Origin of the sequence: Microbacterium sp. W4I4, from assembly GCF_030816235.1 — a bacterium.
GTDB lineage: Bacteria > Actinomycetota > Actinomycetes > Actinomycetales > Microbacteriaceae > Microbacterium.
In genome coordinates, this window is record NZ_JAUSXT010000001.1 from 3,177,537 (window position 1) to 3,197,513 (window position 19,977).

Annotated in this window: 18 protein-coding genes; 11 read left to right on the plus strand and 7 right to left on the minus strand. The window is 64.7% G+C overall.

Going from position 1 to position 19,977, the window contains the following annotated elements; translation table 11 throughout:
• The first annotated feature begins 17 nt into the window (after positions 1 to 17).
• Positions 18 to 1,052, plus strand: coding sequence for an alpha/beta fold hydrolase (locus QF046_RS15005; protein ID WP_307371314.1), 1,035 nt, complete (start codon positions 18 to 20; stop codon positions 1,050 to 1,052).
• Here QF046_RS15005 and QF046_RS15010 read toward each other — a convergent pair.
• The 4 genes from QF046_RS15010 to QF046_RS15025 all read right to left on the minus strand — a co-directional run bounded on the left by QF046_RS15010 (position 1,014) and on the right by QF046_RS15025 (position 6,107).
• The gene (locus QF046_RS15010) at positions 1,014 to 2,843 is read right to left on the minus strand and encodes a hypothetical protein (RefSeq protein ID WP_307371316.1); all 1,830 of its coding nucleotides are present in this window, start codon (positions 2,841 to 2,843) and stop codon (positions 1,014 to 1,016) included. The genes QF046_RS15005 and QF046_RS15010 overlap by 39 nt on opposite strands.
• Positions 2,840 to 3,742, minus strand: coding sequence for a carbohydrate ABC transporter permease (locus QF046_RS15015; protein WP_307371318.1), 903 nt, complete (start codon positions 3,740 to 3,742; stop codon positions 2,840 to 2,842). Before QF046_RS15015 ends, QF046_RS15010 begins: the two co-directional genes overlap by 4 nt.
• Positions 3,735 to 4,691, minus strand: coding sequence for a carbohydrate ABC transporter permease (locus QF046_RS15020; protein WP_307371321.1), 957 nt, complete (start codon positions 4,689 to 4,691; stop codon positions 3,735 to 3,737). The genes QF046_RS15015 and QF046_RS15020 overlap by 8 nt, the downstream gene beginning before the upstream one ends.
• A gap of 87 nt (positions 4,692 to 4,778) precedes the next feature.
• Positions 4,779 to 6,107 (minus strand): ABC transporter substrate-binding protein, encoded by a 1,329-nt coding sequence (locus QF046_RS15025; protein ID WP_307371325.1) that lies wholly within the window; start codon positions 6,105 to 6,107, stop codon positions 4,779 to 4,781.
• A gap of 277 nt (positions 6,108 to 6,384) precedes the next feature.
• On the opposite strand from QF046_RS15025, the gene QF046_RS15030 reads away from it, so the two are divergent.
• The 10 genes from QF046_RS15030 to QF046_RS15075 all read left to right on the plus strand — a co-directional run bounded on the left by QF046_RS15030 (position 6,385) and on the right by QF046_RS15075 (position 16,862).
• Positions 6,385 to 7,647, plus strand: a complete 1,263-nt coding sequence (locus QF046_RS15030) for a DegT/DnrJ/EryC1/StrS aminotransferase family protein (RefSeq protein ID WP_307371328.1) — start codon at positions 6,385 to 6,387, stop codon at positions 7,645 to 7,647.
• A 95-nt stretch (positions 7,648 to 7,742) separates the two neighbouring features.
• On the plus strand, positions 7,743 to 8,387 hold the full coding sequence (locus QF046_RS15035) for a hypothetical protein (protein ID WP_307371329.1): 645 nt from the start codon (positions 7,743 to 7,745) through the stop codon (positions 8,385 to 8,387).
• Positions 8,384 to 9,163 (plus strand): amidohydrolase family protein, encoded by a 780-nt coding sequence (locus QF046_RS15040; protein WP_307371330.1) that lies wholly within the window; start codon positions 8,384 to 8,386, stop codon positions 9,161 to 9,163. Before QF046_RS15035 ends, QF046_RS15040 begins: the two co-directional genes overlap by 4 nt.
• Positions 9,164 to 9,204: 41 nt before the next feature.
• Positions 9,205 to 10,056, plus strand: a complete 852-nt coding sequence (locus QF046_RS15045; protein ID WP_307371333.1) for a Gfo/Idh/MocA family oxidoreductase — start codon at positions 9,205 to 9,207, stop codon at positions 10,054 to 10,056.
• Positions 10,049 to 11,290: an enolase C-terminal domain-like protein gene (locus tag QF046_RS15050; RefSeq protein ID WP_307371336.1), complete on the plus strand. Its 1,242-nt coding sequence runs from the start codon at positions 10,049 to 10,051 to the stop codon at positions 11,288 to 11,290. Before QF046_RS15045 ends, QF046_RS15050 begins: the two co-directional genes overlap by 8 nt.
• A 287-nt stretch (positions 11,291 to 11,577) precedes the next feature.
• Positions 11,578 to 11,943 (plus strand): hypothetical protein, encoded by a 366-nt coding sequence (locus QF046_RS15055; protein WP_307371337.1) that lies wholly within the window; start codon positions 11,578 to 11,580, stop codon positions 11,941 to 11,943.
• 983 nt (positions 11,944 to 12,926) lie between these two features.
• Positions 12,927 to 13,667 carry a helix-turn-helix domain-containing protein gene (locus QF046_RS15060; RefSeq protein WP_307371338.1) on the plus strand — a complete coding sequence of 247 codons (741 nt, stop codon included), beginning with the start codon at positions 12,927 to 12,929 and terminating at the stop codon, positions 13,665 to 13,667.
• 278 nt (positions 13,668 to 13,945) lie between these two features.
• Positions 13,946 to 14,671 carry a carbohydrate ABC transporter permease gene (locus QF046_RS15065; RefSeq protein ID WP_307371339.1) on the plus strand — a complete coding sequence of 242 codons (726 nt, stop codon included), beginning with the start codon at positions 13,946 to 13,948 and terminating at the stop codon, positions 14,669 to 14,671.
• On the plus strand, positions 14,668 to 15,492 hold the full coding sequence (locus QF046_RS15070) for a carbohydrate ABC transporter permease (RefSeq protein ID WP_307371341.1): 825 nt from the start codon (positions 14,668 to 14,670) through the stop codon (positions 15,490 to 15,492). Before QF046_RS15065 ends, QF046_RS15070 begins: the two co-directional genes overlap by 4 nt.
• Positions 15,493 to 15,632: 140 nt before the next feature.
• Positions 15,633 to 16,862, plus strand: coding sequence for an ABC transporter substrate-binding protein (locus QF046_RS15075; RefSeq protein ID WP_307371343.1), 1,230 nt, complete (start codon positions 15,633 to 15,635; stop codon positions 16,860 to 16,862).
• A 118-nt stretch (positions 16,863 to 16,980) separates the two neighbouring features.
• Here QF046_RS15075 and QF046_RS15080 read toward each other — a convergent pair whose 3' ends face one another.
• Genes QF046_RS15080 through QF046_RS15090 form a run of 3 tightly spaced genes read right to left on the minus strand, consistent with a single transcriptional unit; the run spans position 16,981 to position 19,945 of the window.
• On the minus strand, positions 16,981 to 17,727 hold the full coding sequence (locus QF046_RS15080; RefSeq protein ID WP_307371345.1) for a triose-phosphate isomerase family protein: 747 nt from the start codon (positions 17,725 to 17,727) through the stop codon (positions 16,981 to 16,983).
• Between the two features lie 33 nt (positions 17,728 to 17,760).
• Positions 17,761 to 18,216, minus strand: coding sequence for a ribose-5-phosphate isomerase (locus tag QF046_RS15085; RefSeq protein ID WP_307371347.1), 456 nt, complete (start codon positions 18,214 to 18,216; stop codon positions 17,761 to 17,763).
• A 1-nt stretch (position 18,217) separates the two neighbouring features.
• Positions 18,218 to 19,945, minus strand: coding sequence for a dihydroxyacetone kinase family protein (locus QF046_RS15090; RefSeq protein WP_307371349.1), 1,728 nt, complete (start codon positions 19,943 to 19,945; stop codon positions 18,218 to 18,220).
• Positions 19,946 to 19,977 lie beyond the last annotated feature (32 nt).

A 19,977-nucleotide genomic window follows, 5' to 3' on the forward strand; every position in this document is an offset into this window, starting at 1 on the left:
GTGAGAGGAGGGCCCGCGTGTACCGTCGAGCCGAGATCGAAGCGGACGGCCTGCCGTCATTGACTGCTGGTGGGTGGCAGTCGCGACGCGCCGAGATCCTCGAGCGGTGGCTCGACGCTCTTGGCGAACTGCCGCCGCTCCTGTCCGAACCTCGGGTGGAGCTCGGCGAGGCGGAGTCGTTCCCCACGCACGTCCGGCGAAGGATCGTCTTCACGACTGGCGATCAGGATCAAGTACCCGCGCTGGTCCTCACCCCGATCGCGCCCGGTCGCAGGCCCGCTGTGCTCGCGCTGCACCCGACGGCAGAGGAGGGGAAGGCGGACATCGCCACCGCCGAAGGGCGGGACGATCGTCGCTACGCCCTGGAGCTCGTGGAACGTGGCTACGTGGTGTTGGCGCCCGACGCGATCACCGCCGGGGAGCGTGTCTCCGCGGGTGCGCAGCCTTTCGCTACCGCGGAGTTCGTGAGAAGTCATCCGGGGACGAGCCCGGTCGCGAAGATGCTGTCCGATCACCGGCATGCGCTGAGTGTACTGGCGGCCCTCGACGAGGTCGATCCCACGCGGATTGGGGTGATCGGTCACTCCCTCGGCGGATACAACGCGTGGTTCCTCGCCGGTCTGGATGCGCGCGTGGCGGCGGTCGTCTCCAGCTGTGGATTCCTCGCCTTCGCCGGAGACCCCGACGAGAACCGGTGGGGTGAGCGGGATTGGTTCAGTCACTTCCCTCTACTGTCTCCGATGCTCCGGGAAGGTAACGTCCCCTTCGAGTGGACCGAGATCCTCGCCCTCGTCGCCCCGACTCCACTCTTCACTTGGCTCGCGACCGGCGACGAGTACTTCCCGAACTGGCGGGAGTCGATCGCGGCGCTCCAGACGGTGTCCGACCTGTACACCCAGCTCGAGCAGCCGGATGCCATGGTGTCGTGGGTCGGACACGGAGGACACGACTTCCCCGCGCATGTCCGGGAAGCGGCGTACGGCTTCCTGGATCGGCGACTCACGGACGATCGCTCAGGCGACGCCGCGGATCCGCACGAGTCTCGGACCTGATCCCGCGAGGAGATCGCGACCCACGACAGCGCCGCCTGTGGTCAGGGGAGACGAAGAACGGTGCCTGACCACGACCTCGTGTGTCTGCAGGTCGACGCGGGTGATCGCCCTCTCCTGGATCGTCCAGAGGGCGCCTTCGTGTATGAAGCATCCGCCGTAGGCCATCGGCCCGCCGTCCACTCGCGCCAGCCGTTCCACGCGGCGGCCGCCGCACGGATCCACGAGGACGTGCACGCCGTCGGAGCTCACCAGATGCACTGTGCCATCCGGGCTGGGAGCGGCACCCGACCATGTGGTGACGTTGTCATCCGGGACGAATCGATCGGTCACCGCGTGCTCGCTCGAGGAGAGGAGGTAGACGTACGCGGCACTTCCGGAGGGTATGCCGCCGCCCGGGTTCTCGATGCTGGTCCCGCCGAGGACGAGGCCCGGCTCCAGCACCGCGAGTGCCGTCGTTGACTGTCCACCGATGACTTGCTCGTCGGACAGCACCGTTGAGGTGCGAGCGCGGAGATCGGTCAGGATGAGGCCGGCACCCTCGCCTCCGTAGTCGGGATAGCCGCCCCAGATGAGCGTGTCCCCGTCGACCACGGCGCAGCGCGGACGCCCCACCTCGGGGAACGCGCCGAGGTGAACAGGGTTGATGCCCGCCTCGATAGCGCGCACCGGATCGAGGAGGTAGAGATGGCCGCCAGTGTAGGCGACCCCGGCCAGGAGATCCCCCCAGGCGGCCCAGGCGCAGACGTTGCCGCCGGCCTCGGCGACTGGCGCCAGCCCGTGTACGCTCACCGTCGCGGTGACGGGATCCGCATCGAAGAGCTGGAGCGGATGATTGGTCGAGCCGTGCAGTCGTCCCGTGGGGCCGAGGCGGAAGGGGGAGAGCTCCGCGCCCTCCGAACGGTAGTCGAGGCGCGTGTTCCGCAGCCCCGGATGGGCGGTGATGAGTCGTCGGTCTCCCGTGTCGAGTTCGATCAGTGACCAGTTCGGGGGGTCCTCGCCGTGGATACGGGAGAAGCCGCGGCCTCGGAACGTCGGTGCCGCGGGCGCTGGAACGCGGTGGGCAACGCCCTGCTCGAAGCGCCACCAGTGCGCCGGAGCGTCGTCGACGGGGTGGAGCTCGGCCGCGTCGATGTGCCCGTACACTTCCCCGTCGACGCCGCGGCGGACGTATCCGGTTCCGGCCTCGGGGGTCGAGAGCAGGACGATCCCGGCCCCTCCGTCGGGAGGGACGGCGATGATCGAGCGCGTCGTCGTGCCCAGCCCCGCATAGACCCAGCCGTACCGGTCGATGGCTAGGTGGGCGGGGTACTGCTCGCTGTCGCTCAGCGACACGGGTTCGCTGAGGGCATCCGTCCACCTGTCCCACCGCAGGAGCGACGAGCCGGGGGAGGTGGTGAACCAAATGCCCCCGTCCGCGTCCTCGGCGAAGGCGAGGCCGATGAGCTCGTCGCCCTGGTCGATGATGCGGGTCCGAACCTGTCCGCTCGCCGGATCCAGCTCGCTGATCCAGCTCCCGACAGCGCTCGTCGCCTCCGGGTCGATTCCGTAGATCGAACCGCCGGTGACGAAGCGGCCGTCGGAGGTCCCGAGACCGGCGAACGGGAACGAGTCGTCGGGAAGCGGGAGCTGCCGGCTCCTACCTGTCTCGGGATCGGTGAGGAGGACCCATCCCTTCGCGCACACGGCCACGACGGCCGACCCGTCGCCGCCGGGCGGATGCAGGATTGCCGCTGCGCGTGCTTCTGCGGCATCCACCAGGATGCCTAGGTCTTCCTCGCGCACTTCGGTCATCCCTTCACCGCGCCCTTCGCCGCCTCCATGACGTGACGCTGCAGGAAGATGAAGAAGATGACGATCGGAATGATCGAGATCACCGTTCCGGCGCTGACCAGCCGCAGATCGAGACCGGCGATGCCGGCGAGGTACGCCACTCCCAATGACAGCGGGTAGAGCGAGTCGCTGTTGAGGACGACGAGAGGCCAGAGGAAGTCGTTCCAGATGGCGATGAACCCGAAGATCGCCGCGATAGCGAGCGTGGGTCGGACGGTGGGCAGCATGACGTTCCAGAAGATACGCCATTCGCCGCAGCCGTCGATGCGCGCGGCGTCGGCGAGTTCGCGCGGGACCGAGGCGAACGCCTGCCGCAGCAGGAAGATCGCAAAGGTGCTGACGAGCCCGGGGAGGATGACGCCCGGGTAGGTGTTGAGCAGGTGCAGTTCCCCCATGATCAGGTAGCGCGGGATCAGCAGCAGCTCACTGGGCAGGAACATGGCGGCGAGCAGCGCGAAGAACACGGTGTTCCTGCCGCGGAACCGCATGATGGCGAGCGGATACGCGGTCACCGCGGTCACCACTACATAGAGGGGGACGCCGATTCCCACATAGATCAGCGAGTTGATCAGGTACTGCAGCAGCGGGATGGTCGTCCACGCTTTGATGTAGGAGTCGAGCACCGGGGGGCGCGGGATCAGATCAGGAGGTGTGGAGAACACATCCTGATTTCCGGGCTTCAGGGATGCCGAGAGAAGGAAGAGGAACGGCAGGAGGAACACCACGCCGATCGACGCCAGAAGGAGGTACCAGCCGGCGTTGCGCAGCAGTCGCCGCAGGCGCGGTCGGGGCGAGCGTCCCGCTGCGTCGTGCCGGGAGGTCGAGGTGCGGGCCTGCGCGTCTGTCATGAGGTCAGTCACCTTGGTTCTCCTGCATTCTGCCGATTCGGTAGTTGACGACCGACAAGAGGATGAGGATGCTGCACAGGAGGATTCCCACAGCGCTGGCGTATCCCATGCGGAAGCCCTCGAACGCCTCGGACCACACGTAGTAGCCGAGGGAGCGCGTACTGCCGTCCGGGCCGCCCCGGGTGAGCATGTACACCGAGGTGAAGACTTGCATCGCCGCGAGCATCTCCATCGTGAGGGCCACGGCGAGGAAAGGGCGGATCATCGGGACGGTGATGTGCCGGAGCCGTTGCCAGGCATTGGCCCCGTCCACGCGCGCCGCCTCGTAGAGGGAGTCGGGGATCGCCTGCAGACCTGCGAGGAAGATCATCATGTAGGTGCCCATGCCCTTCCATCCCTCGACGAGGATGATGGAGAACGGCGCCCAGCGGCTGTCGAGCAGGAAATGGATCGGAGCGTCCGGCACTCCGATCCATTGCAGGAACGCGTTGAGCAGTCCCTGGTCGGCGAAGAGGAAGTTCCATGCCACCGAGACCGCGACCATCGAGGTGATCACAGGGAGGAAGTACACGGCGCGGAAGAATTTGATTCCGCGAAGCTGCCGGTTCACGAGGATCGCGAGCAGTAATGGGAAGACGATGGCGAACGGCAGCAGCCCGATCATGTAGATGAACGAGTTACCCAGAACCTGCCAGAAGGCGGGATTGGTGAGCGCTCGGCCGAAGTTGTCGAAGCCGATGAACTCGGGCGGATCGACGACGTTGTACTTGTAGAGCGATAGTTGGCCTGCCTGGATCGCCGGCCAGACGAAGAAGACCCCGAACAGGATCAGGCAGGGCAGAAGGAACAGGTACGGCACGTACCAGGCTCGTCCGATGACTCCCGAACGGTGGAGAGAGCCGGCCTCCTTAGTTCGGACTTTCGCTCGCAGGGTGGTCGGGGGGAGTGGGGGTGCGGTCACGTCGTCATGCTCTCGTTCGCTGCGCCGATGCGCGGTCGGGGCTGGTCGGCGACACCTCGGGGCGCCGCCGACCAGCCGGGGTCTGGCTCAACCGGCCAGGATCTCGTTCCACTGCTTCTCGAGTGCGGTGAGGGCATCGGCAGCCCCCTGCGACCCGCTCAGGTAATCACGGATCCCCTGACGGAAGACCTTTCCGAGTTCAGAGTCGAACTTCGTGCCAAACGAACCGGTGTAGGTCAGATCCGGCAGTGCGGCGGCGGTGAGCTTTCGTGCCTCATCCGTCAGGGCCGTCCCGCTGACAGACGTGAAGAAGGGATCCTTGGCCGCCTCGACGGAGGACGGGTAGATCGGCACGAGCTTACTGAAGTCGAGCTGGTTCTTCGCGCTCGTGATGTATTCCAGGAAAGCTCCCGCGGCGTGCGGGTTCTTTGACTCTGCGGGGATCACGAACGTCTGCATCTCGGTGAGCAGGTACTTCCCGTCCGTTGTGCGCGGTGCCATGCTGACGGCGAGGTCCTTGTACGCGTCGGGGGAGTTGGTCTCGATGCCGCTGAGCATCGAGGCGAAGTTGACCGTCATGGCCGTCTCGCCGGAGTCGATCCACTGCGGCGGGATCCCCTGGGTCGAGGTGGCGCCGGGTGCAATGCCGTTCGTCTGGTAGGCCTCCTTCCACTTCTCGAGCATTTCGACCGCTTCGGAGGTGTTGAAGGCTGCCGCGCTCTTGTCGTCGTTGAGCATCGGGATGCCGTAGTACTGGAAGACGTCGTTGCTGGGGATGAGGTTGAGGCCGAACTTGCCGGTCTTGTCGTGCGTCTCGTTGGCAAGGGTGAGCAGGTCGTTGTAGGTGGACGGGGGATCGGCGAGGTCGAAAGACGGCACCTCGGCCATGATCGACTTGCGGTACATCGTCACCGGCGCACCGCTGTGGTACCACGGAACGGCCGCCTGCTTGCCGTCGATCACGAAGGGATCCCGCAGTCCGGGCTGGATGTCGGCCAGAGCCTCGTCGCTCAGGACTGTCGTCAGATCTAACAGGCGGCTGGCGACTCCCGACACACTGTCACTGAACATGTTCACGACATCCGGGGTCGAGCTGCCGCTCAATGCGGCGAGGAACTTGGAGTCGATCTGGTCACCCGGAACATCGACCCACTCGACGGTGACGTCGGGATTCTTCTTCTCGAAGCCGTCGATCAGACCTTCGATGTAGTCTGCGAAGCCGCTCTTGAGGTTGATCGTCCAGAAGGAGATGTCTCCGCTCAGCTTCTCCGGAGCTTCTCCCGGGCCTTCGCTGCTGGTGCCGCCACCCGGCATGCAGGCGGTGAGCATCGTCGCGGTCGCCGCGACGGCAGCGACGCCGATGAGCGCCCGCCGCCTGCGGCGCCCGTGACTGCGGTGTTCTTTCGATTCATGCATGTGCTCTGTGCTTCCTCTTCAAGGGACCTGGCGAGCCTCTCGACGCGCCGAATCAAGGTCCGACCGAGTGGGGGTGGATATGTCCGCATCGACAGATCCGTTGGCATCGCCACGAGGACTGTTCGTCAGCCCTCTGATCGGCTAGCATATCCCCGAAGCGCTTCGGACGCTAGCCATCACTGCAAACTCGTTTCGCAGATCCGGTGACGAAGAGCGGGCGTGACGATCGTCGCGCTGCGTGTTCCGATCGACAGATCCAACGGAGGATGAAGGCCACATGCCTGGCAAGAACACACCACAACCCGCACCGCGGTTCCCCTCGACCAGCGACCTCAGCGGCAGGCGCATCGGCCCGGAGGAGCTCGAGGCGGTCACCCGCGTGCTCGGATCGGGAGCGCTCTGCCGCACCGTCGGCACGGAGGCGGCAGGTCTTGAAGAGGAATTCGCGCGGATGATCGGAAGTGCGCACGCCGTCGCCAGCAGCTCGGGCACGGCCGCACTGCATCTTGCGGTGTTCGCCGTCGGTCTCGAAGCAGGCGACGAGGTCATCGTGCCGCCGATCACCGATTTCGGGACCGTCGCCGGGATCCTCGCCCAGAACGGCATCCCGGTGTTCGCCGATGTCGATCCGGTCAGCGGATGCCTCACCGCGGAGACCGTCGTGGCAGCGATAACGCCGCGCACCCGGGCGGTCATCGCCGTGCACCTCTTCGGAGGGGCGGCACCGGTTCGGGAGATCATCGACGCTGTGCGACCCTCCGGAATCGTCGTGATCGAGGACTGCGCACAGGCCTACCTCACCGTCCCCGACGGCGGTGACGCGTATGCGGGGACCATTGGCGACATCGGCTGCTTCAGCCTGCAGCAGAGCAAACACATCACGGCGGGCGACGGGGGATTGACCATCACCGACGACGCCGCCCTCGCCCGCCGCATGACGCTCTTCGCTGACAAGGGCTGGCCCCGCGACACGGGGGAACGCACCCACCTCTTCCCGGGCCTCAACTACCGCATGACCGAGCTGCAGGCGGCGGTGACGCGAGCGCAGCTTCCCAAGCTCGCCGGCGTGGTCGCCGACCGACGACGCTCCGCGACGAAGGCGATTTCCGCCCTGGCCGATCTACCCGGCCTGCATCTCCCGACCCAGCCCGATCGTCACGGATTCTGGATGCTCCCGCTCGTGCTCGTGCCCGGGGTGCTCAACATCGGGTGTCGCGACTTCGCCGCCGCACTGGCCGAGAGAGGTGTTCCGGCGATCGGGGGCTACCTCGACATGCCGCTCCATCTCACCCCCGCCGTGCGCGATCGAGCGCCGTTCGGCGCGGAGGGCCCTCCGTTCTCCGTGCCGCCGGCGTCTCGGGAGATCGCCTACCGGGAGGGAGACGCGCCTCTCGCGGAGGACATGGTGGCACGTACCCTGCTCGTCATCGTGTGGAACGAGAACTACATCGACGAGCACGTCGAGCACATCGTGCAGGCCGTGCGCGCCGTCCACGACGGGGCTCTCGCGGTTGCAGACGGAACGGCGGTCCGGACATGAATGCACTCCCCGACGTCGGCACGATCGACCTGGACTGCGACGTCATCGTCGGGGCGTGGCCGCGCCACGCCGAGGTCGATCTCCTCTCGTCGGCCGTGCTGCGCACTCTCGACGATCACGGGATCAACCGGGGGCTGGCCTGCGCGGGCCGCGGCGCGTGGTTCGACGATGCCGCCGGCAATGATGAGACCTTTGCGTTGCAGTCGATGCAGGAGCGGTTGCTCGCGACGGCCACGGTCGATCTGCGCGACGCCCTGGGCGCGGAACAGGAGGTCGAACGGATGGCCGAGCGCGGCGTCCGCGTGCTGCGTCTCTTCGGCGCCTTGCAGGGTGTGCCAGTCTCCGCGCCGGCCTACCGGCATGTCGCCCGGCTTGCGGAAGCGCACAGGCTGACGGTGCTCTCCGACGGCGATCCCCGGGAGGTGTGGCGCCCCTTCGCCGATCGAGGGCTCACCGTCGTCTTCCTCGATGTCCACGCCTATCACGTCGCGGACTTCGTGCTCCTCGCGCGCGAGGAAAGCCGCTTCCTCGGCTCTACCCGTCTGCTCAACTCCCCCGACTCGATCGAGCGCGTCGTTGCGGAGGTGGGGGCGGGACATCTGGCCTTCGGCTCCCGCACGCCGCTGCACGCGACGGCGTCGAGCGAACTCCGCTTCCGTCACGCGCGGATCACCGTCGAGGAGCGCGCCTTCATCGGCGGCGGCTGGTACCGCACGCTCGCCGAGGAGGGGGAACGATGAGCCGCCACCCTGCCTACCGTGGTCCACTCATCGATGTGCACGGACACTGGGGCTCCTGGTTCTTCCCCATGGACGTCGGTGACGTCGCGGAGAACCTGCGGCTGATGGACGTGTACGGGATCGACCTGCAGATCCTCTCGGCGTCGGAGGCCGTGGTCTTCGACGCCGAGCAGGGGAATGCGGCACTGGCGCGCATGCTGGAGCGGACGTCGCGACTGCGCGGATACGTCGTCGCCAACCCGAACGATCCGGTCACGACGCGCAAGGACCTCGACCGGTATCTCGTGCGCCCCGAGTGGGTCGGGGTGAAGATCCATACGACGTACCCGGGGGAACCCATCGCCTCGCCGGCGATGAGCGACACTTTCGATCTGCTGGCCGAATACGGTGCCCCGGTGCTGATACACACCTGGGGGCCGGACGTGCTCGCCCTGGCGGAGCTCGTCAGCGCGCGCCCGGGGCTGCGGGCGATCGCCGCGCATGCCGGAGCGGACCGATGGGATCTCGCAGCGGAGGCCGCGCAAGGTTGCGATCGCCTGTACCTCGAGGCGTCTTGCTCGCTGACACAGGTGGCCAGGATCGTCGAGCTCGCCTCCCGCGTCGACCACCGTCAACTGCTCTTCGGCACGGACGCGACGCTCATCGATCCCGCCGTCGCCTTCGGCCTCTACGCGCAGGCCCGGTTCTCACCGGAGAGCGAAGAGCTCGTCTACCGACGCAACGCCCAGGCGTTGTTCGGTCTGCAGGACGACGAGCTCATCGCACGCGCCCGATGATGCCCTGGCCGGAGGTCGGAAGACGTCGTGGGCCGATCACGGTGGGCATCGTCGGCACGGACAGCTCTCATGTCGATCACTACCTTCGCCATATCAATGAGGAGAAGGCGTTCCCGGGTGTCCGGGTCGTCGGCATCGTAGGCGAGGACGCCGACCGCCTCGCGGAGCTCGGCGCGCGCAAGGGAGGTCTCCTCATGGCCGAGGTCGAGGAGCTGGTGCGCCGATGCTCGGCGGTGATCGTCGCTGGCCGCCATGGGGAAGAACACGCGGAGCACGCACTCCCCGCCTTGCGGGCCGGCCTTGCCGTTTTCGTGGACAAGCCATTCGCGCTGGATCTCGAACATGCCGACGCCATGATCGCGGCGGCGGGGGCCTCGGGTGCTCCTCTGACCTCGTTCAGTCCGCTGCGGTGGTTGGGGGACATGCCGCGGCTGCGGGCGGCGGCACTCGTGCAACAGCCGACGAGCATCGTGGTAACGGGACCTGCCGATCCGGCGAGCCCTTACGGCGGCCTCGCGTTCTATGGGGTGCACCTCGTCGAGCTCGCCTGCCATCTTGCTCCGGGCGAGGTCGGTGACTTGACGGTGCGCCAGGAGTCGGACGGTATCACGGCCCGGTTGCGGCTGGGGGGAACCGAGGTGGAACTGCGCTTCGTCGCCCCCGATGTCGACGGCGGTGTCCCCTTCTCGGTCCGCCTCGAGTGGGGTGACCGTTTCGAGCAATCGGAGATCGCGCTGCCCGCTGACTACCTGCGTCCGGGACTTGAACGTTTCGTCGCCATGGCGCGGGGTGAGGGCCAGCCGCTCTCCGTGGAGGAATTGCGTCGCCCCGTCGAAGTCCTCGTGGCGCTCGAGCAGGAATCCGTCGTCCCGGAAAGGACGCGGCATGCCTGAGCCTCTTCTCCCGGTCGTGCGAGCGAAGGCGCGCTTCACGTCGGTGATTCTCGAGCATCCGCTGGTCATCGCCGGCGCCGCGATCGATCGGGTGACGATGGCACTGGTCGACGTGCTCGTCCGCGACTCCGCAGGGAACACGACGCGCGGACGAGGCGCGAGCATGCTGTCGGTGCCATGGGCGTGGCCCAGCAGTCTTTCGTTCGAGGCAAGGGATCGGCGGATGCGGGAGCTCGTCGAGACGTCCGCGAGGTTGGTCGTCGGTAGCGATGCCGCGGATCCGTTCGCCGCCTGGGAGACGCTCCGCCGCCGGGCTGCGGTGCTCCCCGAGGCGGAGGGGATCCCTCAGGTCGCGCTCCTCTTGTGCATTGCGGCCGCCGACTCCTCGCTCCACGATGGTGGCGCCGCCGCACAGGGCCTCTCCGCCCTCGACTTCGCTTCACGGCAGTCGCCGTTGCTCGGTTCGATCGCCGACGCCGAGGCGTTCGCTGCGAAGCATCACCGGACCCGGGTGCCGGTGCAACGCGTCGTGGGCCTTTCAGACGGAATCGGCGACGAGGATGCGCTCTGCCGCGATATTCAAGAGCACGGGATCCGACACCTGAAGATCAAGCTCGCCGGCGAAGCGGAGTCGGACGCTGCTCGTGTCACCGCGATCCACGATAGGTTCGGCTCCCTCGGGCTGACCTTCGCACTGGATGCGAACGAGGGCTACCGCCGCCCTGAAGAATTCCACCTTCTACTCGACACGCTGCGGAGCCGGGAAGAGCTGTGGCGCTCCATCCGGTACGTAGAGCAGCCGGCGCCACGGACGGTCCACGACATCCGCCCCTGGCATCCGGATCGGATTCCCGCGGATCTGCTTCCGCCACTCGTGCTCGACGAGGGGCATGTCGATGTCGATCAGCTCCGGGGTGCTGGAGAGCGCGGATGGTCGGGTGTCGCGATCAAGGCCTCCAAGGGTCAGTCCTTCGCGATCCTCTCCTTCCTGCATGCGAGGGCCGCGGGCCTCTTCACCGTGCTGCAGGACCTCACCACTGTCGACCTCGCACTCGAACACTCGGCCGGTCTCGCTGCGGCGCTCCCGTTCACCTACCGCGCGTTCGAGTGCAACAGCCTGCAGTACGCGCCGGGGGCAAACGACCGACTGCGCCGCCGTCGACCGGACATGCTGCGGCTGCAGGACGGCTCCGTCGCTGTCGGGCCGACTCCACTGAGGGGGCTCTATGTATGAGCCCTGCTCCCCGCTCCGATCCGCCCAGGAGAGGCGGAGCTCGCGGCGTCGCTCGGATCTGACGTTGCTCTGGTGTCACCGCTCGGCGTCTCGGACGAGGACGCCTTCGTGGCGCGATGTGTCGCCGTTGGCGAAGTCATGCCGGTCTTAGGGATCTAATTGCAAGAGGCCGTAGGTGGCCGTCACCTCGCGCGGTGATTCTGGCCGGAACTCGCCGACCAGCCTTCGACGGTGAGAGTGAAGGCCGTACCGTTCGACCGCTACCGCACGCTCGAACCAGTGCAGGGGTGGTCGATTCCGATCGCGGCGACGACGTCGCGTTCCAAACCGGGAACGAGGACAACATCGTCCCTGATCTTCTTGGATGGTTCGACATCGTGACCCGTGATGACGTTGTTTCTGGACGATTTTCGGAGGCTTGCCCGGTCGCTGGGCCGTGTGGACTCGCACGAGGTGGAGACTGGTCCGCGCTCGAACGTGTCATGTCCCAGGCGACTATTATCATGGAGGCGAACGCGGCGGTCTTCGACGTGCGAGGTGGCTTCGCCGGGTTCACCGCCGGAGCAAATGACGTGCTACGCCGACAGGGGTTGCTGGAGGGGGCTGATGCATCGACTCAGATGAGGCGCTGTCATCGGGGCAAGCTGAATTGATCGCGGACGTTATCGATCGGGATCCGGAGCTGCAGGCCGAGAATGACTTTGCCTCCAAACATCGCGCGGTGGCAATCGGCCTCGCGGCACTGACGGAGACACGCCAGGGCTCCCGCGCTCGCTCCCCGGCCATTGCCATCGCTTGCAATCCAGAGGTGTTCAACTGTGCGACTTGGTATGGCGGGAACACGGGGTCGAATTGCCTCCCACATTTCACCCACGAACGTACAAGATCGAGCCGGACCGAAGTCGTCTGTAGACAGAGCTGATCAGGTTCGAACCTGCGGATATCCGGGCTTCTCGGCTGAACACGACCCAAGAGGATCTCGAGGATTCGGGTTCAAATCCCACCGTCACCGCCAGACTGCAGGCCCTGACTCCCCTAGAAAACACTGGGAAGTCGGGGCCTTCGCCATTCCCCGAGAAGGGCCCGTGCCCACATTCTGCCCACATCTGAAATGGATTCAAAACGGGTGGAGCGGATGCTGAGGCAGCACGAGTCGGATGCTGCGCAGGGCGATGGGGCGCCGGTCGCACCGTTGCGGATGTACCGCTTGCGTCCCACGTTGCCTCCTCGGGGAGAGCGGAAACGGGGGGAGTGGGCTGTGTATCGCGTCAATGATGAGGCGGTTAGTGAGATCTATCTCCGGCTGGGGCAGATCGGCGAGATCTAGGCGCAGGTGGCCTCACTCACGAAGCTTGCGGCGCGGGCAAGCAGGTGCTGCGGCAGCCAGAGGACCTCGGGGTCGTGTGAGCGTCATCACCGCGCAAATCGCATTATTGACACGTGTCACGTGACGCGTGTAACGTGACACGTGTCACAGTCTTGGGTGACACCAACCACGAGGAGGTGGGGGGACATGCTCCCATTGCACGAAACCGACACGGCTAGTTCGTGGGTCTCGACAGTTCAGGGTGGTCAAAGCGTGTGTTTGCACCCGGGCAACGGAAGTGCCCAGCTGTGCTTCGTGAGGTCGGGCTCGTTGAGCATTGAGAATACTGATGGCCATCGCGAACTTGACGAAGGCGATGCATTGATCGTTCTTGAGGGTGCGCCCGCAGTCGTCCGCGTCGATCGTGAGGCCGAAATCGTTGTGTTCCTGTTGCCCTCGGCGCCGCTTGGAGCCCTTCAGGCGCTCCGTGACGCGAATGTGGTTCTGGAGACGCGACGGTCCTCAACCGTCAGCATCCTCGGTCATCTTCTATGTGCGCTTAGTGAAGAGCACCTGAATGGTCGCAGTGTTGGGGACTTCCCCCAGCAGCTTGCAGCCCTCGTGCGGCTACATTTTCAGGCAATAGTGCACTCCGATGACAGCAATCTGTGGACGGAAAGCGAGCAGGTGATCGAGGGGGCTCTCTGGGACCCGGACCTCGATCCAGCCTACGTGGCACGCGCGGTGCACGCTTCACTGCGGACGCTTCACAGAGTATTCCGAGCGCAAGGCACGTCGCTCTCAGCGTGGATCCGTCACCGTCGCCTCGAGCACTGTCGCGAAGACCTGGAGGACCTGGCGATGTCAGAGGTTTCGGTCCGTACCATCGGGGCGCGCTGGGGTCTTCATGACCCCGCCCACTTCAGCCGACTCTTTAAGAGCGAGTATGGGCAGTCGCCAGGCTCGTACCGAAGATCATGGGCTCAGAGTCGGCAATCCGAGCACCTAGCCGTGTCCGGCGCGTTCGACCGCCGCACAACGAACGTGATGGCGCTGGCTGGCAATCGCTGAGGCTTGACTCTTCAACCGTTCTCAGCGTAGAAGCTCGAGACTGGTACGACGACGGACCTAATGGAGAAAACGTGACCGTTCTAAGAGTAGCGACGGCAACCCGGTCGCCCCAACAACGACCTATGCGGCGGGCAAAATACCGCAATTCATGGGCGATAGGCTTCTTGGCGCCAGCGGCACTCCTGTTACTTGCATTCGTCCTTGTCCCATCCTTGCTGGGCGGACTGTTTGCATTTACGAACTGGAACGGTCTGTCTTGGGACTTCGACTGGGTTGGTGTGCAGAACTTCGTGACATTCGCCCAGGACCCGGGCGCTTACGGCGCACTGCTGCACACGCTCATAATCACTGTCGTGGTAGTCATCGGGCAGAACGTCCTCGGACTGCTCCTGGCAGTCGCGCTCAACTCGACCATTAAGAGCCGGAACGTTCTGCGGGTGCTCTTCTTCGCCCCGGTCCTGGTTACGCCCGTGATCGTTGCTTACCTGTGGGGCTTCATCTTCTCGGTCAAGGGGCCGATCAATGCTTTCCTGGGGGCAATCGGCCTCGACGCGGCGAAGCAGGTCTGGTTGGGGAATCCGGACCTCGCGCTCTGGGCGATCATCATGGTCATCCTGTGGCAGTTCTCCGGCTACCTGATGGTCATCTATCTCGCTGGTCTGCAGAATGTTCCGGATGAGCTCATCGAGGCTGCGCGTCTGGACGGCGCGGGTTCGATTCGGATCTTCTTCTCCGTGACACTGCCACTGCTCAAGCCGGCGATCATCATCGGAACTCTGCTGGTTCTCATCAACGGTCTGAAGACCTTCGACCAGGTATGGGTCCTCACGGGCGGTGGTCCGGGCACAGCCACCCAAACCCTCGCAACGATCGTGTACCAGACGGCGTTCGAATTCGGTCGATATGGCTACGCCACCGCGATTGCCCTGGTCATGACCATCCTGATCATCATCTTCTCGCTAGTCCAGGTGAGAGTTACCAGGCGGAAGGCGGACGACCGATGAGTGACCGTTATACATGGCGAAAGCTCGCGCTCGAAGTCGGCATGATCGTCGCGGCGGCTATCTTCGTGGTGCCCCTGTATCTGCTCATCGTGACGGCGTTCAAGTCTCCGAGCGAGACCTCGTCACCATTCGCTCCGCCGTCAGCGCCCACGTTCGAGAACTTCGTGACCGCCTGGGAGCAGGGGAACCTTCCAGCAGCATTGGCCAACAGCGTCATCGTCACCGTGGCCAGCGTGCTGCTCCTGGTTGTCACCTCGTCACTGGCCGCTTATCCCCTCGCACGAATCACGCAGGGATGGTCTCGGGGGGCATATCTCGCCTTCCTGTTCGGGCTGATGCTGCCGATCCAACTCTCGCTCATTCCGGTATATCTCGCTATGCGGAACGTCGGGCTGACCGGAACGCTCCTCGGCATAATTCTCGTTTACGGCGGTCTTCAGATGCCGTTCTGCATCTTTCTCTATGTCGAGTTCTTGCGGAGTGTTCCGCGTGATTACGACGAAGCGGCGAGCATTGACGGCGCCGGCCATTTCCGGACTTTCGTACATGTTCTGCTTCCGATGCTGCGTCCGATCACGGGCACGGTCGTTGTACTGAACTCCGTAATGATATGGAATGACTTTTACATGCCCCTGCTCTATCTGAGCGGAACCGGAAACCAGACCCTTCCCGTCGCCATATACGGCTTCGTGGGCGCCTGGACTTCGCAGTGGAATGTGATCTTCGCGGCACTGATTCTCGCGGCGCTGCCCGTTCTCGTGGTGTTCATGCTCATGCAAAAGGCGGTGTTCCGCGGGTACTCGTCGGGCCTCAAGGGGTAATCGGCGAGTCCAACTCGATTGTTCGCAATGCACTAATAGCAGCAACCTATAAGAGAGGTACAACCATGAAACAAAGGCGTGGACTTGGTAAGGGGCGCGTTCTCGCGGCCGCGACGGCGTCTGTCATTGCGGTAGCGGGAATGACCGCATGCTCGACGGGCGGTGGTGAAGGCTCCGCAGATGGAAAGCGGGAACTCTCCGTGATGTGGTCGCAGGACACGCGTCCGGGGATGGAAGCTGCGGTGGAGCGTTTTGAGGCGGCCAACCCAGACGTGCATGTCAAGCTTTCGTGGATGTCCGCGACAGACTTCTTCAGCGAGCTGCGTACGCTACTGGCTGCGGGGAACCAATCGGATGTTTTCATGGCTTGGCCTGGCAATGGAAACGCGGCATCAGCTCAGGTACTGTCCGAGAGTGGCTATCTCGCCGATCTCAGCGACCAGCCCTGGGTGAAGGACCTCCCGAAGTCGATCCTCGACGTCTCGACATCTGAGCCCGGAGGCAAAGGCGAAGTGGTGGAGTTCATCACGTCGGCGAGTGCTTTCGGTGGACTTTACAACAGTAAGGCGCTCGACGACGCCGGCCTGGAGATCCCGACGAAGTGGAGCGAGGTCATCCCCTTCTGCAAGGCAGCACGCGACGCGGGCAAGGTCGCCTACGCGCTCGGCGCAGCGACCGACCCGATGGCAGGTGTGCTTGCTCCGTACTCCATGGTGGGGACCGCCGTCTACGTCGATGACCCCGACTTCGATCTGGGGTTGGCGTCCGGCGAGACCCGGTTCGTCGGTTCGGGCTGGGAAGAGGCGCTCGACAAGAACGTCCAGATGGCAGAGGCCGGATGCTACAACGATGGCTTCTCCGGAACCCAGCACCCGGAAGCGGCAGCAATGCTGAACTCCGGCGAAGCGATCGGAATGCTGGGAATCGGCCTGTTCATTCCTGGGTTCACGTCGGCGGATGCGGAAGTGATCTTCGCTCCGTTCCCCGCTACTGACGACCCGGACCGGATCAACCTCCTGGTCGGTGCGCAGCAAGGCCTTGCCGTGAACGCCAAGAGCGACAACGTCGAGCTCGCCAAGGAGTTTGTCGCCTTCATGGCCACGCCTGAGGAGAACGTCGCCTGGGCCGAAGCTCTTCCCGGCACGATCCCTACTCTGCGGCCCGCAGACTACGAGCCGGTGAACCAGTTCCAGGAGGTCGTGCTCGACTTCGTCGACACTGCTGGACCGTTCCCGGACCAGAACTGGCCGAACCCCGAGGTGCAGCAGAAGCTCATCGTCGGCATGCAGGACGCGCTCATCGGACGCAAGACCGTCAAGAGCGTGCTCGAGGACATGCAGATTGAGTTCGACGCGGGCGTCAAGAAGTAACGAGTCATCTAGAAGCGGGACGTCGGCATTGCGGGCGTCCCGCTTCTCCTTGTGCATTGCGCGAGGTTCGGGGATGTGGAATTCGCGGGGGATGCCGAGGGGACTGTCCGCGCGAGGATTAGACGAGAGCGAGGGCCTCGTCGAGAATCTGTACGAATGCCCGCGGATCGTGCGCGAACCGGCCGAGGAAGAGCCCGTCGACGACGTCAGCCACGGCGGTCAGCATGCCGGGCTGAGCGCTTCCCCCATAGATGAGAGAGGCGGATTCCGGCATCTTCGATGCGAACTCTTGCAGGGATCCACAGACAGCACGGATGTGCTCAGTGGATGCGGGTTGGGGGGCACCAATCGCCCAGAGCGGTTCATAGGCGATGATGACCGGTCCGGTCAACTCCGCTCGCCGTGCGTCTGTGAGTCCCGCGTCGATCTGTCTGCGACACTCCGCGATCGCGGCAACCGTATCGCCGGGCAGCTGTTCACCGATGCACAGCAAGGGGACGAGCCCATTGCGCTGGGCAGCGAAGACCTTCGCGGCGACGACGTCATCCGTCTCGCCGAAGAGCTGCCGTCGCTCTGCGTGGCCCACTTCGACGTAGCGGCAGCCCACTTCTGCGAGCACGGCTCCGCTCACCTCTCCGGTGTACGGTCCGGCATCCTCAGCCGCAAGATCCTGAGCCCCTACCGCAATCCCGGCTCCCGTTCCGATCGCTACGCACGCAGCGATCGAAGGGTACTGAGGGATCATGAATGGCCGAATTCCCGCATCGAGTGCTGGATGATTCTTGACCTGCTCCGCAACCGCACCCATCCATTGCACTGTCCGGGCGTGTGAGAAGTACATCTTCAGGCTTGAGCCGATGAACATCCTCAGAGTCTCGATTCTCGTAGAAGCGCGCTTCTACTGCTCTTCGTACGCGCAGATCTGGTTCACCTTCTGAGCCGAGGGGCTCGACGGATCGAACTCGTACGTGAGCCATTCGCGCGCCAGGCGTCGCGCGAGCTCGAGTCCGATCACGCGCTGCCCCATGCAGAGCACCTGCGCGTCATTGGAGAGGACTGACCGCTCGACGCTGAAGGAGTCATGGGCGGTGACGGCACGGATGCCACTGACCTTGTTGGCTGCGATCGCGACGCCGAGGCCGGTGCCGCAGATGAGGATCGCCCGGTCGGCGTCCCCGGCGGCAACCTTCTCTGCAGCCGCGACAGCAATCTGCGGGTAGTCGATGTCTTCCGCCGAGCCGACTCCGACGTCGACCACCGCTGCGACGAGATTATTGGCGAGCAAGTCCGCCTTGATGCGTTCCTTGTAATCGAATCCTGCGCGGTCGCTGCCCACTACCAAGCGGAGTGCCATCTCAATTGTCCTCCTTCAAGACGTTCAGAACGGTTCGGGTGACCAGAGCGAAGGAAACAGCACCCGGATCCGGCGTGCCGAGGCTCTTATCGCCGTGGGTGCGCGCGCGCCCGAGGCGTGCAGCCATGGCAGCGGTGGAGTCGGCGGCTACCGTAGAAGTGTGGGCAGCCTGCGCCCAGGCCTCGATCAGATCGTTGCCATCAGCGATCCGGCGGTTGAACTCGTCGACGAAGGGAACGATCGCATCGATCATGGTCTTGTCGCCGGGCTTGGCCTTTCCGAAGTTCATCACTGCACACTTCATCGCCGTGAGACCGGCGCCGAGCGAATCGGTTGTGACGGAGGAGGTTTCGCCCAGTGAGGTTCCCAGTGCGATCAACATTTCGCCCCAAATGGCTCCGGAGGTTCCGCCGCCCTTGTCCGACCAGGCGTCGCCCGCTGCGCTGAGCGTGGTGCGCAGTCCCGAGCCTGCGGCGAGAGCGGCCGCCGCCGCGGCCGCCGCCGCGCGGCTTCCGCGCTGCATCCCGATTCCATGGTCGCCATCGCCCGCGATTCGATCCAGGTCGCCGAGTTCCTCAGCCTTCTCGTTGAGGATCTCGGACATCATGGCCAATGCGCGCGAGGCGATGACTGCTGACCGGCTGGACGTGCTGGAACTGGATGCTGATTCGCTCGACGCGGAGTCAGTCGGCGTGGCGAGCACCATGCAAGCGTTGCGGCCTTCGATGACACCGCGACGGTAAGCGGGCGTGTCGCAGGGGGCGAGCCAGAGCTCCTCCAGCTCTTCATCCATCCACAGCAGCGTCAGGGACAGGCCAGCCATATCGAAGCTCGTGCAGAGCTCCCCGACCTCAGGATCCACGACGACGAGACCGGCAGTCTCGAGCAGTTCATGAATCGTCTTGTACACGACGTAGAGCTCTTCATACTTGACAGACCCCAACCCGTTGAGGAGTGGGACGACGCGTGCGCCCTGGATATCGACGCCTTCGGGTACCTCCTGCAGAAGTTTCTCGACGAACAGCTCAGCGAGTGCTCTGGCGGAAGGGATATCCACCTCGGAGATGCCAGGTTCGCCGTGTATCCCGAGGCCGACAGCCATCTTCCCTGCCGGAACAGTAAAGAGTGGCTCCGTTGCACCCGGCAAGGTGCAACCACCGAATGCGACGCCGAAGGAGCGTGTACGAGTATTAGCCTTGCGTGCAACTGTTTCAACAGCATCCAGGTCCGCGCCTGATTCAGCAGCCGCTCCGGCAATCTTGAAGACGACGAGATCACCCGCAATGCCCCGCCGACCATCGATGTCGCTCGGCGGGGCGCTCCATATGTCATCGGTCACCACGACGGTGCGGCAATCTATGCCGTCCTCGCGCAAGCGCTCCTGTGCACGACCGAAGTGCAGCACATCTCCGGTGTAGTTCCCGAAGGTCAAGAGGATCCCCTTGCCTTCATGGGCGGCCTTCGCCACCGATTCCACCTGACGAGCCGAGGGGGAGGCGAAGACATTGCCCATCGCTGCTCCATGTGCGATACCTGGACCGACCAAGCCGCCGAAGGCGGGGTAGTGTCCGCTGCCGCCGCCTGTAACCACAGCCACGGTCGGTTTAGCGCCGCGAGTGGCCCGCACAACACCGCCGGATACGGAGCGCACCCAGCGTGAAGAGGCAACCGTAAATCCTGCGATCGCCTCATCAGCAAAATCTTCGGGATTGTTGAACAGCCACGTCATGTGCATACTCCGCTAGGTTGCTCAGGACGAGA

What these genes read in the sequence shown, in the direction of transcription:
- QF046_RS15010 (WP_307371316.1), bottom strand. Translation starts at nt 2,843, where the DNA reads ATGACCGAAGTGCGCGAGGAAGACCTAGGCATCCTGGTGGATGCCGCA.
- QF046_RS15025 (WP_307371325.1), bottom strand. Translation starts at nt 6,107, where the DNA reads ATGCATGAATCGAAAGAACACCGCAGTCACGGGCGCCGCAGGCGGCGG.
- QF046_RS15030 (WP_307371328.1), top strand. Translation starts at nt 6,385, where the DNA reads ATGCCTGGCAAGAACACACCACAACCCGCACCGCGGTTCCCCTCGACC.
- QF046_RS15040 (WP_307371330.1), top strand. Translation starts at nt 8,384, where the DNA reads ATGAGCCGCCACCCTGCCTACCGTGGTCCACTCATCGATGTGCACGGA.
- QF046_RS15050 (WP_307371336.1), top strand. Translation starts at nt 10,049, where the DNA reads ATGCCTGAGCCTCTTCTCCCGGTCGTGCGAGCGAAGGCGCGCTTCACG.
- QF046_RS15070 (WP_307371341.1), top strand. Translation starts at nt 14,668, where the DNA reads ATGAGTGACCGTTATACATGGCGAAAGCTCGCGCTCGAAGTCGGCATG.
- QF046_RS15075 (WP_307371343.1), top strand. Translation starts at nt 15,633, where the DNA reads ATGACCGCATGCTCGACGGGCGGTGGTGAAGGCTCCGCAGATGGAAAG.
- QF046_RS15080 (WP_307371345.1), bottom strand. Translation starts at nt 17,727, where the DNA reads ATGTTCATCGGCTCAAGCCTGAAGATGTACTTCTCACACGCCCGGACA.
- QF046_RS15085 (WP_307371347.1), bottom strand. Translation starts at nt 18,216, where the DNA reads ATGGCACTCCGCTTGGTAGTGGGCAGCGACCGCGCAGGATTCGATTAC.
- QF046_RS15090 (WP_307371349.1), bottom strand. Translation starts at nt 19,945, where the DNA reads ATGACGTGGCTGTTCAACAATCCCGAAGATTTTGCTGATGAGGCGATC.